Genomic DNA, 14,714 nt, shown 5'->3' on the forward strand with positions numbered 1-14,714 from the left:
AGCTGCTTTCTTCAGTTTCTCCTATTTCTTTCTTAATTTAAACGCTGAAAAACATTTACATTATGAGCGATAAAAAATCTTTATACATTGAGAAAATAAATGCATCGTACGCACCTACCAGCTCATCTATCTATTTAGGCGCAGGAATTTTAGACGGTGAAGTATTAAGTGAAGCAGAGGTAAATTTACCTTTGCGGATGATGAACCGACATGGCTTGATTGCAGGAGCAACTGGAACAGGTAAAACCAGGACCTTACAATTATTGGCTGAACAGCTTTCTGATGCTGGTGTGCCCGTGTTTATGTTGGATGTAAAGGGTGATCTTTCTGGTTTAAATCAACCTGGAACGACCAATCCAAAGATAGAGGATAGAGCAACACAGTTAAACAAACCTTTCTCTCCTAGTGGATTTCCAATAGAGTTATATTCGTTAAGTGGTAAACTCGGTGCTCAGATGAGAGCTACTGTTACTGAATTTGGACCTGTTTTGCTGGCTAAAATTTTGGAGTTAAATGACACGCAAACTGGTGTATTAGCGGTGATTTTTAAATATGCCGATGACACTAAAATGCCTATTGTAGATTTAAACGATTTAAAGAAACTATTAGGTTATTTATCTGAAGGGGAAGGCGCAGCCGAAATTAAAAGCAGTTATGGATCTATCTCTGCGGCAACTTCGAGCACTATTTTAAGAAAAATAGTTGCGATAGAACAGCAAGGTTTAGGTAGTATGTTTGGCGAAACATCTTATGATATTGAGGATCTTTTTAATCGGATAGACGGCAAGGGAGTAATTAGTTTATTAAACATTTCTGATGTTCAAAATCAGCCTGTTTTGTATTCTACATTCCTGTTAAGCTTGTTGGCGGAGATTTATCATGCTATGCCTGAGGCTGGTGATTTGGATAAACCTAAATTGGTTTTCTTCTTTGATGAAGCACATTTGCTTTTTAACGATGCACCTAAAGCATTTTTAGAGCAGGTAAATACAATTATTAGATTAATTCGCTCTAAAGGAATTGGTGTTTTCTTTTGTACTCAATCGCCAATGGATGTGCCTGAAAGTGTGTTGGCGCAGTTGGGTAATCGGGTGCAACATGCGTTAAGAGCATTTACACCAAATGATGTTGATGCGTTGAAAAAAACAGTAAACACCTATCCGAAATCTGATTTTTACGAGATTGATAAAATACTTACTGGATTAGGTACTGGACAGGCATTAGTAACTGTACTAAACGAAAAAGGTATTCCGACGGAAGTTGCTGCCACTATGCTTACACCACCAAGGGCAGTAATGGGACCAATGGCAGCTATAGATTGCGAAAAATTGATGCAGGCTAGCCCGTTGTTTACTAAATATCAAGCAGCAATTGATCCTGTTAGTGCTTTTGAAATGCTTACTGATAGAATTAATAAAAAATTAGCTGAAGAGAATGAAGTTAAAGCCGCTGCTGAAGAACAAAAGCGCATTGAGATTGAAAGCAAACCTAAACCCGGAGAAAAAAGTATTGTGGAACAAGTGATGGGTGCTACCATAACTCGCCAAATTGGGAAAGAAATTGTTCGCGGTTTATTTGGAATGTTAACGGGCAAAAAACCTAGGTCAGGCGGTGGTTTATTTGGCTTTTAGTATTATCTTAGCGCAATTAAACTACTATTACTAATAAAAATATTTTCTATAAATGAAACCTACTTTATTAATATTGGCGGCTGGGATGGCAAGCCGTTACGGAAGCATGAAACAAATTGATGGTTTTGGACCTAATGGTGAAACTATTATCGATTACTCTATTTATGATGCTATTAAAGCAGGTTTTGGCAAAGTAGTATTTATCATTAAAGAAGAATTTGTAGATAATTTTAAAGCTATTTTCGAGCCTAAATTGAATGGTAAGATTGAAACTGACTATGTTTTTCAGAACTTCGATTTAAAGCAATTTGGCATTGAAGAAGAAATTTATAGAGAAAAACCTTGGGGTACAGCGCATGCCATTCTATCGGGAAGAAATGTAGTTAAAGAGCCTTTTTGCGTTATTAATGCGGATGATTTTTATGGCTTTGATGCTTACGAGAAAATGGTTCATTTTTTAAACACCGAAGCTACAGACAGCAATTATTCTATTATCGGTTATCAGATAGGAAAAACATTATCAGATTTCGGAGCAGTTTCTCGTGGCGTTTGTAAAGTTGATGCAGGTGGCAATTTAGAAGAGATTGTTGAGCGCACTAAAGTTTATCAAAAAGATGGGACTATTGTGTACGAAGAGGATGAGAAAGAATATCCATTAGCGTATGAAACGCCTGTTTCTATGAATTTTTGGGGCTTTACCCCTGCTGTTTTTAAAATTACAGAAGATTTATTTAAAGCTTTTGCATTGGAAAACAAAGATAAACCAAAGGCTGAGTTCTTTATTCCGTTAATTGGAGAGAATTTGGTAAAAAGCAATACTGCAACTTTTAAAGTTGTACCAACCTCTAACCAATGGTTCGGCGTAACTTATAAAGAAGATAAACCTTTTGTGCAGAATAGCATCGATCAATTGATAAAAGACGGAATGTATCCTGAAAGTTTATGGAGCTAAGTATTGCTGAAGAACTAATAGAGGCTTACGGATTTACAGCCGACACAGTATCTTTACAACAAATAGGTTCAGGACATATTAACCAAACCTATTTGCTTTCATCTTTAAAAGACAACAAAAAATATATTCTTCAAAATATCAATACAGAGGTTTTTAAAGAACCTTTTGCTATTGCAAACAACATTAAAGCAGTAGCTGATTATTTAAAAGAGCATTATCCAGATTATCTTTTCCCTGCTCCAATTACCACTTTAAATGGTGATTTAATGGCGCATCATGATAACGGATACTGGCGTTTACTTCCATTTGTAGAAGACACATCTGCTTTTGATACCTTAAGCGAAACTAAACAAGCTTACGAAGCAGCAAAACAATTCGGCAAGTTAAGTAGACTTTTAAATGAATTTGATACTTCCATTTTAAGTATTACCATTCCTGGTTTTCATGATTTAGCTTGGCGTTATGAGCAATTTACTTTTGCATTAAATCAAGCAGCAACTAATCTAAAAATTACTGCAAATGAAGTAATCGAAACTGCTTTACATCATCATTTTATTATTGATTATTACCGTTCTTATGAGCGCAGTAAAGAATTTCCTGATCGTGTAATGCACCATGATACAAAAATTAGTAATGTATTGTTAAGTTCTTCTACAAACAGTGGAGTTTGTGTAATTGATTTAGATACGTTAATGCCAGGTAAATTCATCTCCGATTTAGGAGATATGATACGCACATATATTTGTGCTTTTTCTGAAAACGAAACTGATCTTACCAAAATAGAAATCAGGTTACCTTATTTCGAAGCTACTGTTAAAGGCTATTTATCTGAAATGGCTTCCATCTTAACGCCAACAGAAAAGGAATTGATTTTATTTTCGGGCAAATATATTGTGTATATGCAAGCTTTACGCTTTTTAACTGATTTCTTAAGTGGAAATATATATTATCCAATTACCTATCCAACACAAAACTTAGATAGAGCTAAAAATCAGTTTAAGCTTTTGAGTGAGCTATTTGAGGATGAAAAGATTTTACAAGATATAATTGAAGAGTGTTTATCCTAATTTTCTAGTCATATGTCGCAAATTAATAACGAATTAAAGAAAGAATTTCAAATTGAAAGAATGATTCTCTTTACAGATGCTGTATTTGCTATTGCAATAACACTTCTGATAATAGAGATTAAACCACCTCATATTCATGAAGGAATGAATGCTAATCAAATGTTAAATCAGTTGATGGAATTAGTGCCTTTATTTATTGGTTTTATCATTAGCTTTTTTGTTATTGCTATTTACTGGCGTTCGCATCACCGTTTATTTTCTTTTATTAAGGATTACGATGATAAACTTATTTGGCTAAACTTTTTCTTTCTTTTCACCATTATATTAATGCCTTTTAGTTCGGCTTATTATAGTGAGCAAACTATTTATTCGTTGCCATTTTATTTCTATTGTGCAAACGTTGCAGCGACTGGTCTTTTAAATTATGCTTTATTATCTTACATTATAAAACATAGAGGGCGGGTTTCTGAAGGATTTGAAGATCTTAAAGTCAGACAATTGGCTCGTTGGAGAACATTAGTTGTTCCCTCTATTTTTATAATTGGCGCAATCTTAAATTTTTGCTTACCTAGAGAAAACCATTTAAACATGTTGAGCAGATTTAGTCCGATGTTGATTTGGCCTGCGATCATGATATTGAATAGATATTTTGGGAAAAAGAAAGAATTAGAGTTTGTGCATAAGCCTAGCACAAAACGTAAAAAGTAATTGATTTTGCTAGTAGCAGATATGTGTAAAACAAAGCCATAATAGCGGAATTTTTTGTCATGCTGAGCTTGTCGAAGCAAAAAATCGCAAAGAATTACTAGCTGATTTTGCCATAAAACACATAAATTAATTTTCTGGGAATCATAGCTTTAATATTGCTAATACCTTGCAATGAACATAGCTTAAAAACAAAAAGCGTCACTGAATTTAATCAGTAACGCTTTTTATATTTATTATCTTCGGACTTTCGGTCTCCAGAGTTTCTGACTATTTTTTCTCGTCGTCTTTTACTTCTTCAAAATCAACATCAGTAACCGTATCGCCACCTTGTTGAGCATCAGCCTGTGGTGCTCCATCTTGTGGTTGACCATCTTGACCTGCTTTGTACATTTCTTCTGAAGCTACGTTCCAAGCATTTTGCAATTCTTCTTGAGCTGCATCAATATCTGCAAAGTTACGAGATGAATGAGCTGCTTTTAATTTCTCTAAACCAGCTTCAATTGGTGCTTTTTTATCAGCAGATAATTTATCACCAAACTCTTTCAATTGTTTCTCTGTAGAGAAGATTAAAGCATCAGCACCGTTAATTTTATCTGCTTCTTCTTTTGCTTTAGCATCTGCTTCAGCGTTAGCTTCAGCTTCTTCTTTCATTTTTTTGATTTCTTCATCAGTTAAACCAGATGAAGCTTCAATACGGATTTTTTGCTCTTTACCTGTAGCTTTATCTTTAGCGCTTACGTGTAAAATACCGTTAGCATCGATATCAAAAGCAACTTCTACTTGAGGCACACCACGAGGTGCAGGTGGAATTCCATCTAAAATGAAACGACCAATTGTACGATTTTGAGCAGCCATTGGACGCTCACCTTGTAAAATATGGATTTCTACCGATGGCTGATTATCAGCAGCTGTAGAGAAAGTTTCTGCTTTTTTAGAAGGGATAGTTGTATTAGCTTCAATTAATTTTGTCATTACACCACCCATAGTTTCAATACCTAAAGAAAGTGGAGTAACATCTAATAACAATACATCTTTAACTTCACCAGTTAAAACACCACCTTGAATAGCAGCACCAATTGCTACAACTTCATCAGGGTTTACACCTTTACTTGGATCTTTACCGAAGAAAGATTTAACTGCATCTTGAATTGCAGGAATACGAGTTGAACCACCAACTAAGATAATTTCGTCAATATCACTAACTTTTAAACCAGCGTTTTTCAAAGCAGATTTACAAGGATCAATTGTACGTTTAATTAAATCACCAGCCAATTGCTCAAATTTAGCACGACTTAATGTTCTAACTAAGTGTTTTGGTCCACTAGCATCAGCAGTAATATATGGTAAGTTAACTTCTGTAGAAGTTGTGCTTGATAATTCAATTTTTGCTTTTTCAGCAGCTTCTTTTAAACGTTGTAACGCCATTGGATCTTGACTTAAATCCATTCCATTCTCGTTTTTAAATTCAGCAGCTAACCAATCGATAATTACGTGATCAAAGTCATCACCACCTAAGTGTGTATCACCATCAGTAGATTTCACTTCAAAAACGCCATCACCTAATTCTAAAACAGAAACATCATGCGTACCACCACCACAATCAAACACAACAATTTTCATGTCTTTGTGTGCTTTATCTAAACCATAAGCTAAAGCAGCTGCAGTTGGCTCATTAATAATACGTTTTACACTTAAACCAGCAATTTCACCAGCTTCTTTAGTCGCTTGACGTTGAGCATCGTTAAAGTAAGCAGGTACTGTAATAACCGCTTCTGTTACTTCTTGTCCTAAAAAATCTTCAGCAGTTTTCTTCATTTTTTGTAAAATGATTGCCGAAATCTCTTGTGGAGTATATTTACGATCATCAATTTCTACACGTGGAGTGTTGTTATCACCTTTAACTACTTTATAAGGTACTCTAGCAATTTCTTTAGCAACCTCAGCATAGCTGCTGCCCATAAAGCGTTTAATAGAATAAATTGTTTTTGTAGGGTTAGTTATCGCCTGACGTTTAGCAGGTTCACCTACTTTACGCTCGCCATTTTCTGCAAAAGCAACAATAGATGGCGTAGTACGTTTACCCTCACTGTTGGCTATAACTACAGGTTCGTTACCTTCCATTACAGAAACGCAAGAGTTCGTTGTTCCTAAGTCTATACCAATTATTTTTCCCATTTTATTTTGTATTTCTTGTAAATTTTATTGTTTACAAGCTAATAACAAGCAATGTGCCAATTAGGTTTTGGCAGAAATAACGCTCAAAAGACTGTTAAAATGTAAAAAAGATTAGTAAAAATTGCTGACACGTTGGCAGAATTATAATAAAAAGCAACAGGATTAAGGAATTAGCTTCTGCAACTGATATAATCGAGCCGTAACATATCCCTTAAACCTAAGTCGAAATGTAAATTACTCTATATGAAATTATTTTTATTTCTTTCCCTCACAATTTTACTAATAGGCTGCGTTGATCCATTTAGAAATAAATCGATAAAAGTCAGAATTCTAAATTCCTCAAATTCTGTTATTTCAAATGTTAAAATTACCACCTCAGAAAATTTAGATTCTTTGTATTTTCCAGATATAGCTATTTATGAGAGAAAATCTAAAAATTTAAATATGACAAAAAATAAAATAGATGGTGAATATCGATTAACCTATAAGAAAAATGGTAAATATCATTTTGCAAAAGGCGGGTATTATACTAATGGCAGATCGTTAAATTACTCCATGAATATTGTAATAAAAAGTGATACAGTATTTATCAAATTCTAATTAGATCTTCATCAATCTTTCCAAATGGTGATAATCTATTCCGAAATAAGCTTTAGTCTCTTTAATTTTCTGTAGGATTTCTTCTTTATTCTTTGCTCCTTTATCCTTGTTCTTCACTCCCACTACCAAAACATTTTTTGGAGTATGTGCATCAGAAATAAACTCGAATACTTTAGTTTTATAACCATAGTATTCTAAAATCAAAGCTCTTATTCCATCAGTAACCATTTCGGCTTGACGCTCTAGAAAAATTCCATATTTAGTTAAAAAAGAAACATCATTTTTCACTTTGTGCTTTTCAATTTCTCTTCTAATCTGTTTATGACAACATGGTGCAACGACAATTAATTCGGCGCCAGCATTTATTCCCTTAAAAATTGCATCGTCAGTCGCAGTATCACAAGCATGCAAAGCGATTAATAAATTAATGTCTTTTACGTTATAATCTTCAATCGTTCCTTGAACAAAATTTAATTGATCAAAACTCGATTGCTTGGCAATATCATTACATAAAGCCACTAAATCCTCTCGAAATTCTACTCCAGTAACTTTAGTTTTTATGTTAAGTTGTTGATGTAGATAATCATACAAAGCAAAAGTTAAATACCCTTTTCCAGAACCCATATCAACCACATTTCTAACCGTTCCTTGTGGTAACTCCTTAATTAAAGAGCTTAGTATTTCAATATATTGATTAATCTGTTTGTATTTATCTTGTGCATTTTTAAACACATTCCCTTCTACATCAGTAATCTTCAATGCATGCAAATACGCATTTCCCTCTGGTTTGATAATGCGTTTTTTCTCTTTATTATGGTTTAAATTTGGTTGTAGTGTGGTATTTAAATCTCTTTCTCTAATCTTTATCACACCTTTCTTATCGTGCTCTATTATCACTTCTTTATTGACAGAAAATAAAGTACAAATCTTGAAATCGTTACTTAATAAATTATCAATTAAGTAAAGTCCATCCCCAATTGCATAATTTTTAAAAATGTCTCTAGTTTTATATCGATAATTAAAAGAAAGCATATCAAGTTTCTTAATCTTTACCTTTTTTACGTACAGATTTTTTAACTCTTTATCGTTACCCTGATAGTTACCAAGCGATAGTTTTACAAAGCTACCATTTGCAATAATTTCACTTAAAAGACTACTAAATTTTGCTAATGCTTGGCTGTTACTCATAATTCTAGATTAATTTGTTACATCCATTTTATTAAAATAGTAGGTGTAACATTTCCATTTGACAAAATTAAGCTTAAATTAGGATATCGTTAAATTTCTAACCATTTATAATGAGTGACTTTCAAATAAAAAAATCCTCTACGGTTTACGATGCCATTATAGTTGGCTCAGGAGCAGGTGGAGGAATGGCAGCATATGTATTAGCAAATGCTGGACAAAAAGTTTTAATGCTTGAAGCTGGTCAATATTTCGACCCAAGAATTGATGCCCAACAAATGAAATGGCCATGGGAATCGCCTCGACGTGGGGCAGGCACAACACGGCCTTTTGGAGACTTTGATGCTTCTTATGGTGGTTGGCAATTAGATGGAGAACCTTATACAACAAAAGATAAAACAGAGTTCGAATGGTTTAGATCACGTATGTTAGGTGGTCGTACAAACCATTGGGGAAGGATTTCTTTACGAATGGGACCAATAGATTTTAAACCAACAGACGGGTTAACAGATCCATGGCCTATTACCTATGCTGATGTGAAACCATTTTACGATAAAGTTGATCGAATGATAGGAATTTATGGCACCGCAGAAGGAATAGAAAATGAGCCTGATGGGATTTTCATGAAACCACCTAAACCAAGATTGAATGAACTTTTCATTAAAAAGGGTGCTCAAAAAGCAGGTGTTCCTGTAATTACGGGTCGAGGGGCAGTAATGACCGAAGAAATTAAAGGAAATAAAGATCGTGCACCTTGTTTTTATTGCGGTCAGTGCGGAAGAAGTTGCAAAGTGTATGGTGATTTTTCTGCATCCTCATGTTTGGTCATTCCAGCAGTAAATACTGGTAATCTAACTGTAATTACTGATGCAATGGTTAGGGAAGTAATTACAGCTAAAGATGGAACTGCAAAAGGCGTTTCTTATGTGAATAGAAAAGATTTACAAGAATATCAAGTAAATGCAAAATTGGTGATTTTAGGCGCCAGTGCTTGCGAATCAGCCAGGATATTATTGAATTCAAAGTCATCACAACATCCAAATGGCTTAGCTAATAATAGTGGAGTAGTAGGGAAATATCTTCACGATTCAACCGGTGCAAGTGTTTCTGGGTTTCTTCCTCAATTATTAGATAGGAAAAGATATAACGAAGATGGTGTTGGTAGTGTTCATATTTACTCGCCATGGTGGTTAGATAATAAAAAATTAGATTTCCCTCGAGGTTACCATATCGAATATGGAGGTGGGATGCGAATGCCTTCTTATGGCTTTGGTGGAGGAGTGCCTACTCAAAATGGAATGGTTCCAGACCGAAATGGAAAAATGAAAGAAGCTGGTGGCTATGGTGCATCGTTAAAAGATGATTATCGTCGCTTTTATGGCACAGGTGTTGGTATGGCAGGTCGTGGAACCGCAATTGCCAGAGAAGACAATTATTGTGAAATTGACCCTAATATAGTTGACAAATATGGAATTCCAGTATTGAGATTTCATTACAAATGGGCAAAAGAGGAAATTTTGCAAGCTAAACATATGCAAGAAACTTTCTTATCAATAATGAAAGAAATGGGTGCCGTTGTAACTTCAAAAATTGAAGGCCCAGAAACCAATTATGGATTAGAAGCACCAGGAAAAATCATACACGAGGTTGGAACAATTCGGATGGGCGATGATCCTAAAAAATCAGCATTAAATAAATATTGTCAGGCACACGACTGTAAAAATTTATTTGTGGTAGATGCTGGACCATTTGTACAACAGGGTGACAAAAATGCAACATGGACCATTCTTGCATTAGCAATGAGAACAGCAGAATATATTTTAGCGGAAAAGAAAAAACAAAATATTTAAACATGAATAGACGTGATTCCTTAAAAGCAATAGGTCTAACAGCACTAAGTACAACTGTACTGATAGAAGCATGTAAACAACCAGGGGCAAATACTGAAACTTCAATAGAAGACGGTGCAAAAGAAGCAGGAAGAGAGCAATGGGAAACTGACAGAGATAAAAAATTAAAGGCGGAAACTTTTTTCACCAAACATGAGATGGCTACCATTACTGTTTTGGCAGACATAATCATTCCAAAAGATGGCGTTTCAGGAAGTGCTTCTGATGCAAAAGTTCCAGAATTTATAGAATTTATTGTAAAGGATATGCCAGATCATCAAATTCCAATGCGTGGTGGTTTGAAATGGTTAGATATTCAATGTTTCAATAGATATGAAAAACCTTTTATAGAAGCATCAGCTACACAACAAATTAGCATTGTTGATGAAATTGCTTATCCTGCAAAAGCAAAACCAGAAATGCAAGCTGGAGTAGCATTTTTCAATAGAATGAGAAGCCTTACCGCCTCTGGTTTTTACACCACTGAAATGGGAGTTAAAGATATTGGATATGTAGGAAATGTTCCAAATCAATGGGCAGGTGTTCCAGCTGATGTTTTAAAACAGTATGGAATGGAAAATGTAAAAATCTAAAAAAGCAATTTTCAACCTAACAAAAAAGCCCTCTGGATGTAAAATCAGGAGGGCTTTTATATTTTTAGTTAAGATTAACTAACTATGCTTTTGGAGCTTCTTCGTCAGCAGCTGGTGCTTCAGGAGTTGCTTCTTCAGTTGCAGGAGTTTCTTCAACAACTGCAGCAGCTGGTGCGGCTTCTTGTTCAACTACTACCGCATCTTCAACAACAGCTTCAGCTTTTGATGCTTTAGCCTCAGCAGCAGGAGCAGCAGCTTTAGCTGATTTGCTTCTACCTCTACGTGTAGTTTTCTTCTCTGCAGCAGCTGTATCTTGACCGTAAACTTCGTTATAATCAACTAACTCAATTAACGCCATTTCAGCATTATCACCTAAACGATTGTTTAATTTGATAATACGAGTATAACCACCTGGACGGTTAGCAACTTTCGCAGCTACATCACGAAACAATTCAGTTACTGTTTCTTTATCTTGTAAGTAAGAGAATACAATACGACGAGAGTGCGTAGTATCGTTTTTAGATTTTGTAATAATTGGCTCAACATACACACGTAAAGCTTTTGCTTTCGCTAAAGTAGTTGAAATTCTCTTGTGTTTAATTAATGATGATGCCATGTTAGCCAACATCGCTTTTCTGTGCGATGTAGTTCTGCCTAAATGGTTGTGTTTTTTACCGTGTCTCATTTTTTGTTTTGTAAAGTGTATACCGTCTCTTTGAAATTAATCTGAGGGAATTATACACAGTGAATATTTAATTAATACTATATTCCTAGCCTTGAATAGAATTTCACAACTGCAACTCAAAACTGAAAACTGTTTTTATTCTTCGTCTAACTTGAATTTAGAAAGGTTCATTCCAAACGATAATTGTTTAGATTTCACCAATTCTTGAATTTCAGTTAAAGATTTTTTACCGAAGTTTCTGAATTTTAACATATCAGCAACATCGTAAGAAACTAAATCAGCTAAAGTGCGAATATCTGCTGCTTTTAAGCAGTTTAAAGCACGAACTGAAAGATCTAAATCAACCAATTCTGTTTTAAGGATTTTACGCATGTGTAAAATTTCTTCATCAACTTCTTTAGTTTCTTCTTTGGCTTGAGATTCTAATACTAAATTCTCATCTGAGAACAACATAAAGTGTTGGATCAAAATTTTAGCTGCTTCTTTTAAAGCTTCTTCTGGGTGGATAGATCCATCAGTAGAAATATCTAAAATTAATTTCTCGTAATCTGTTTTTTGTTCAACACGATAATTTTCAATCGTATATTTTACATTTTTCATTGGAGTAAAAATCGAATCGATTGCAATTACACCAACTACTGTATCAGTAATTTTGTTCTCCTCAGCAGGCACATAACCACGTCCTTTATTAATAGTTAATTCTACTTCTAAAGTAACTGACTTCTCCATGTTACAGATTACAAAGTCAGGGTTTAAAACCTCGAAATTGTTAGAGAATTTTGTAATATCACCAGCTAAGAATTGATCTTGACCGTTTACAATGATGAATACTTTTTCTGAATCTCCAGAATCACCTACTTTTTTAAAACGAACCTGTTTTAAGTTTAAGATGATTTCTGTTAAATCTTCTACAACACCTTTCATAGTAGAAAATTCGTGAGAAACGCCTGAAAAACGAATACTTGTAATAGCAAAACCTTCTAAAGAAGAAAGTAAAATTCTTCTCAAGGCGTTACCAATTGTTACACCGAAACCGGGCTCTAAAGGACGAAATTCAAATTGACCATCGAAATCAGTTGATTTCTGCATGATTACCTTATCGGGTTTCTGAAATGCTAAAATTGCCATTTATAATGTTTTTAGATCGTTATTAATTTTGTGTAACGTAAAAAAGTTAAAGCCATTAAGGCTTTAACTAAATTTATTACTTCGAGTACAACTCGACGATTAAATTCTCTTTAATGTTTTCTGGGATCTCATCACGGTTAGGATAAGCTAAAAACTTACCTGTTAACTCGCTTGCATTCCAATCTAACCAATTAAATTTATTGATTATTCTTCCTGCTACAGAATTTGTGATTGCTTCTAATGATTTAGATTTATCACGTACTGCGATTACGTCACCAGCTCTTAATTGATATGATGGAATATTTACTACCTCACCATTAACAGTTACATGTTTGTGGCTAACCAGTTGACGTGCACCTGAACGGGTTGGAGCAATACCTAATCTATAAACGGTATTATCTAAACGTGCTTCTAATAATTGCAATAAGTTATCACCAGTGATACCTTCGCGAGATGAAGCTTTAGTAAACAAGTTACGGAATTGTTTTTCTAACACACCATAAGTGTATTTTACTTTTTGTTTTTCCATTAACTGTACTGCGTACTCAGATTGTTTTCCTCTTCTTTTTGAAGCGCCATGTTGGCCTGGAGGATAGTTTTTTCTGTCTAATACTTTATCAGGGCCGAAAATTGGCTCTCTGAACTTACGGGCTATTTTGGACTTTGGTCCTGTATATCTTGCCATTGTTGTTTTTGATTTTAAAGTATCTTCCCAACTTAAATCAGGAGACTCTTAGCTTTAAAAATAATTAATTAAACTCTTCTTTTCTTAGGAGGACGACATCCATTGTGTGGAAGTGGAGTGATATCTTTAATTGAAGTCACTTCGATACCAGCTACTTGCAAAGTTCTGATTGCAGACTCACGGCCTGAACCTGGACCTTTAACAAATACTTCTACTTTACGTAAACCTAAATCAAATGCTACTTTACCGCAATCAGATGCAGCTTGGCCAGCAGCGTATGGAGTGTTCTTTTTAGAACCTTTAAATCCCATTTTACCTGCAGACGACCATGAAATAGTTTGACCGTTGTTGTTTGTTAAAGTAACGATGATGTTGTTGAACGTAGCATTGATATGTGCCTGACCAACAAACTCTATTACAACAATACGTTTTTTGGTAACTTTTTTACTTTTAGCCATTTTGCTTTAATTATCAGTTACTGAATTACTGGATTAACGAATAACCCGGACTCATTAACTATTTTAATTGATTTTATTCCAAGTAACCTTACAATTACTTATCAGTTATTATTTAGTAGCTTTTTTCTTGTTAGCAACTGTTTTTCTCTTTCCTTTACGAGTACGAGAATTATTTTTAGTACGTTGACCACGAACAGGTAAACCTTTTCTGTGACGTAAACCACGGTAGCAACCGATATCCATTAAACGTTTGATGTTCAATTGAACTTCAGAACGCAATGCACCTTCTACTTTAATACCGTCGTTAATAATAGTACGAATAGCCGACAATTCATCATCTGACCAATCTTGTACCTTTTTATTGAAATCAATTCCTGCTTCAGTTAAAATATTCTGTGCAGTAGTTTTACCTATTCCGTAGATATAAGTTAATCCGATCTCACCTCTTTTGTTTCTTGGTAAATCAATACCTGAAATCCTTGCCATATTTATTTGTGTTTTTAAGTAATTCCGAACGGCGGGCCACCGTTGTGCGGTACATTACAATATTCTTTAATTACCCTTGACGTTGTTTGTATTTAGGATTTTTCTTGTTAATTACGTAAAGTTTTCCTTTACGGCGAATAATCTTACAATCAGCGCTACGTTTTTTAATTGATGACCTAACTTTCATTATAATATTTATTTATATCTATAAGTGATCCTACCCTTTGATAAATCGTAAGGCGACATCTCTAATTTAACTTTATCTCCAGGTAAAATTTTGATGTAGTGCATCCTCATTTTTCCTGAAATATGAGCAATAATCTCATGGCCATTTTCAAGTTCAACTCGAAACATAGCATTCGATAATGCTTCTCTTATTACTCCGTCTTGTTCAATTGAGGCTTGTTTAGCCATATTATATTGATTTTTACTTAATTAGCTGCTACTAAACAGGGTTGCAAAATTAAATAAA

General features: G+C 34.5%; 16 protein-coding genes. 7 read left to right on the top strand and 9 right to left on the bottom strand.

The features are described 5' to 3' along the window. The first annotated feature begins 62 nt into the window (after positions 1-62). From ACHMWN_RS01395 to ACHMWN_RS01410, 4 genes are read left to right on the top strand one after another with little or no spacing between them, the layout of a single operon-like run. Positions 63-1,631, top strand: a complete 1,569-nt coding sequence (locus ACHMWN_RS01395) for a helicase HerA-like domain-containing protein (protein WP_397297173.1) — start codon at positions 63-65, stop codon at positions 1,629-1,631. Between the two features lie 52 nt (positions 1,632-1,683). After that, on the top strand, positions 1,684-2,583 hold the full coding sequence (locus ACHMWN_RS01400) for an NDP-sugar synthase (RefSeq protein ID WP_397297175.1): 900 nt from the start codon (positions 1,684-1,686) through the stop codon (positions 2,581-2,583). Further along, positions 2,574-3,650: a phosphotransferase enzyme family protein gene (locus ACHMWN_RS01405; RefSeq protein ID WP_397297177.1), complete on the top strand. Its 1,077-nt coding sequence runs from the start codon at positions 2,574-2,576 to the stop codon at positions 3,648-3,650. The genes ACHMWN_RS01400 and ACHMWN_RS01405 overlap by 10 nt, the downstream gene beginning before the upstream one ends. 12 nt (positions 3,651-3,662) lie before the next feature. Next, positions 3,663-4,358 carry a TMEM175 family protein gene (locus ACHMWN_RS01410; protein WP_397297179.1) on the top strand — a complete coding sequence of 232 codons (696 nt, stop codon included), beginning with the start codon at positions 3,663-3,665 and terminating at the stop codon, positions 4,356-4,358. A 267-nt stretch (positions 4,359-4,625) separates the two neighbouring features. On the opposite strand, the gene dnaK is transcribed toward ACHMWN_RS01410, so the two are convergent. Then, complete coding sequence (gene dnaK, locus ACHMWN_RS01415) at positions 4,626-6,533, bottom strand: molecular chaperone DnaK (protein ID WP_397297181.1); 1,908 nt, start codon at positions 6,531-6,533, stop codon at positions 4,626-4,628. Between the two features lie 444 nt (positions 6,534-6,977). Between dnaK and ACHMWN_RS01420 the strand changes: the two genes are divergently transcribed. Next, complete coding sequence (locus tag ACHMWN_RS01420) at positions 6,978-7,133, top strand: hypothetical protein (RefSeq protein WP_397297182.1); 156 nt, start codon at positions 6,978-6,980, stop codon at positions 7,131-7,133. Here ACHMWN_RS01420 and ACHMWN_RS01425 read toward each other — a convergent pair whose 3' ends face one another. Continuing rightward, positions 7,134-8,321 (bottom strand): class I SAM-dependent methyltransferase, encoded by a 1,188-nt coding sequence (locus ACHMWN_RS01425; protein WP_397297184.1) that lies wholly within the window; start codon positions 8,319-8,321, stop codon positions 7,134-7,136. It lies immediately after the preceding gene. A gap of 110 nt (positions 8,322-8,431) precedes the next feature. Between ACHMWN_RS01425 and ACHMWN_RS01430 the strand changes: the two genes are divergently transcribed. Further along, on the top strand, positions 8,432-10,168 hold the full coding sequence (locus ACHMWN_RS01430; protein WP_397297186.1) for a GMC oxidoreductase: 1,737 nt from the start codon (positions 8,432-8,434) through the stop codon (positions 10,166-10,168). A 2-nt stretch (positions 10,169-10,170) separates the two neighbouring features. After that, a complete protein-coding gene (locus ACHMWN_RS01435; RefSeq protein WP_397297187.1) occupies positions 10,171-10,800 on the top strand; it encodes a gluconate 2-dehydrogenase subunit 3 family protein in 630 nt (209 codons plus the stop codon). An 82-nt stretch (positions 10,801-10,882) separates the two neighbouring features. Here ACHMWN_RS01435 and rplQ read toward each other — a convergent pair whose 3' ends face one another. The 7 genes from rplQ to infA all read right to left on the bottom strand — a co-directional run bounded on the left by rplQ (position 10,883) and on the right by infA (position 14,656). Next, positions 10,883-11,485 carry a 50S ribosomal protein L17 gene (gene rplQ, locus ACHMWN_RS01440; protein ID WP_397297188.1) on the bottom strand — a complete coding sequence of 201 codons (603 nt, stop codon included), beginning with the start codon at positions 11,483-11,485 and terminating at the stop codon, positions 10,883-10,885. A 135-nt stretch (positions 11,486-11,620) separates the two neighbouring features. After that, positions 11,621-12,613, bottom strand: a complete 993-nt coding sequence (locus tag ACHMWN_RS01445; protein ID WP_090992908.1) for a DNA-directed RNA polymerase subunit alpha — start codon at positions 12,611-12,613, stop codon at positions 11,621-11,623. 76 nt (positions 12,614-12,689) lie between these two features. Continuing rightward, positions 12,690-13,298 carry a 30S ribosomal protein S4 gene (gene rpsD / locus ACHMWN_RS01450; protein WP_397297190.1) on the bottom strand — a complete coding sequence of 203 codons (609 nt, stop codon included), beginning with the start codon at positions 13,296-13,298 and terminating at the stop codon, positions 12,690-12,692. Between the two features lie 68 nt (positions 13,299-13,366). After that, positions 13,367-13,756 carry a 30S ribosomal protein S11 gene (gene rpsK / locus ACHMWN_RS01455; RefSeq protein ID WP_397297192.1) on the bottom strand — a complete coding sequence of 130 codons (390 nt, stop codon included), beginning with the start codon at positions 13,754-13,756 and terminating at the stop codon, positions 13,367-13,369. A 108-nt stretch (positions 13,757-13,864) separates the two neighbouring features. Next, a complete protein-coding gene (rpsM, locus tag ACHMWN_RS01460; protein WP_173271978.1) occupies positions 13,865-14,242 on the bottom strand; it encodes a 30S ribosomal protein S13 in 378 nt (125 codons plus the stop codon). A gap of 70 nt (positions 14,243-14,312) precedes the next feature. After that, positions 14,313-14,429, bottom strand: coding sequence for a 50S ribosomal protein L36 (gene rpmJ / locus ACHMWN_RS01465; protein WP_010599887.1), 117 nt, complete (start codon positions 14,427-14,429; stop codon positions 14,313-14,315). A gap of 8 nt (positions 14,430-14,437) precedes the next feature. Next, complete coding sequence (gene infA / locus ACHMWN_RS01470; RefSeq protein ID WP_008244555.1) at positions 14,438-14,656, bottom strand: translation initiation factor IF-1; 219 nt, start codon at positions 14,654-14,656, stop codon at positions 14,438-14,440. Positions 14,657-14,714 lie beyond the last annotated feature (58 nt).

This window comes from Pedobacter sp. UC225_61 (genome assembly GCF_044452285.1).
Lineage (GTDB): Bacteria > Bacteroidota > Bacteroidia > Sphingobacteriales > Sphingobacteriaceae > Pedobacter.

Coding starts and splice junctions, on each gene's coding strand:
- ACHMWN_RS01395 (WP_397297173.1), top strand. CDS start 63: ATGAGCGATAAAAAATCTTTATACATTGAGAAAATAAATGCATCGTAC.
- ACHMWN_RS01400 (WP_397297175.1), top strand. CDS start 1,684: ATGAAACCTACTTTATTAATATTGGCGGCTGGGATGGCAAGCCGTTAC.
- ACHMWN_RS01405 (WP_397297177.1), top strand. CDS start 2,574: ATGGAGCTAAGTATTGCTGAAGAACTAATAGAGGCTTACGGATTTACA.
- ACHMWN_RS01410 (WP_397297179.1), top strand. CDS start 3,663: ATGTCGCAAATTAATAACGAATTAAAGAAAGAATTTCAAATTGAAAGA.
- dnaK (WP_397297181.1), bottom strand. CDS start 6,533: ATGGGAAAAATAATTGGTATAGACTTAGGAACAACGAACTCTTGCGTT.
- ACHMWN_RS01420 (WP_397297182.1), top strand. CDS start 6,978: ATGACAAAAAATAAAATAGATGGTGAATATCGATTAACCTATAAGAAA.
- ACHMWN_RS01425 (WP_397297184.1), bottom strand. CDS start 8,321: ATGAGTAACAGCCAAGCATTAGCAAAATTTAGTAGTCTTTTAAGTGAA.
- ACHMWN_RS01430 (WP_397297186.1), top strand. CDS start 8,432: ATGAGTGACTTTCAAATAAAAAAATCCTCTACGGTTTACGATGCCATT.
- ACHMWN_RS01435 (WP_397297187.1), top strand. CDS start 10,171: ATGAATAGACGTGATTCCTTAAAAGCAATAGGTCTAACAGCACTAAGT.
- rplQ (WP_397297188.1), bottom strand. CDS start 11,485: ATGAGACACGGTAAAAAACACAACCATTTAGGCAGAACTACATCGCAC.
- ACHMWN_RS01445 (WP_090992908.1), bottom strand. CDS start 12,613: ATGGCAATTTTAGCATTTCAGAAACCCGATAAGGTAATCATGCAGAAA.
- rpsD (WP_397297190.1), bottom strand. CDS start 13,298: ATGGCAAGATATACAGGACCAAAGTCCAAAATAGCCCGTAAGTTCAGA.
- rpsK (WP_397297192.1), bottom strand. CDS start 13,756: ATGGCTAAAAGTAAAAAAGTTACCAAAAAACGTATTGTTGTAATAGAG.
- rpsM (WP_173271978.1), bottom strand. CDS start 14,242: ATGGCAAGGATTTCAGGTATTGATTTACCAAGAAACAAAAGAGGTGAG.
- rpmJ (WP_010599887.1), bottom strand. CDS start 14,429: ATGAAAGTTAGGTCATCAATTAAAAAACGTAGCGCTGATTGTAAGATT.
- infA (WP_008244555.1), bottom strand. CDS start 14,656: ATGGCTAAACAAGCCTCAATTGAACAAGACGGAGTAATAAGAGAAGCA.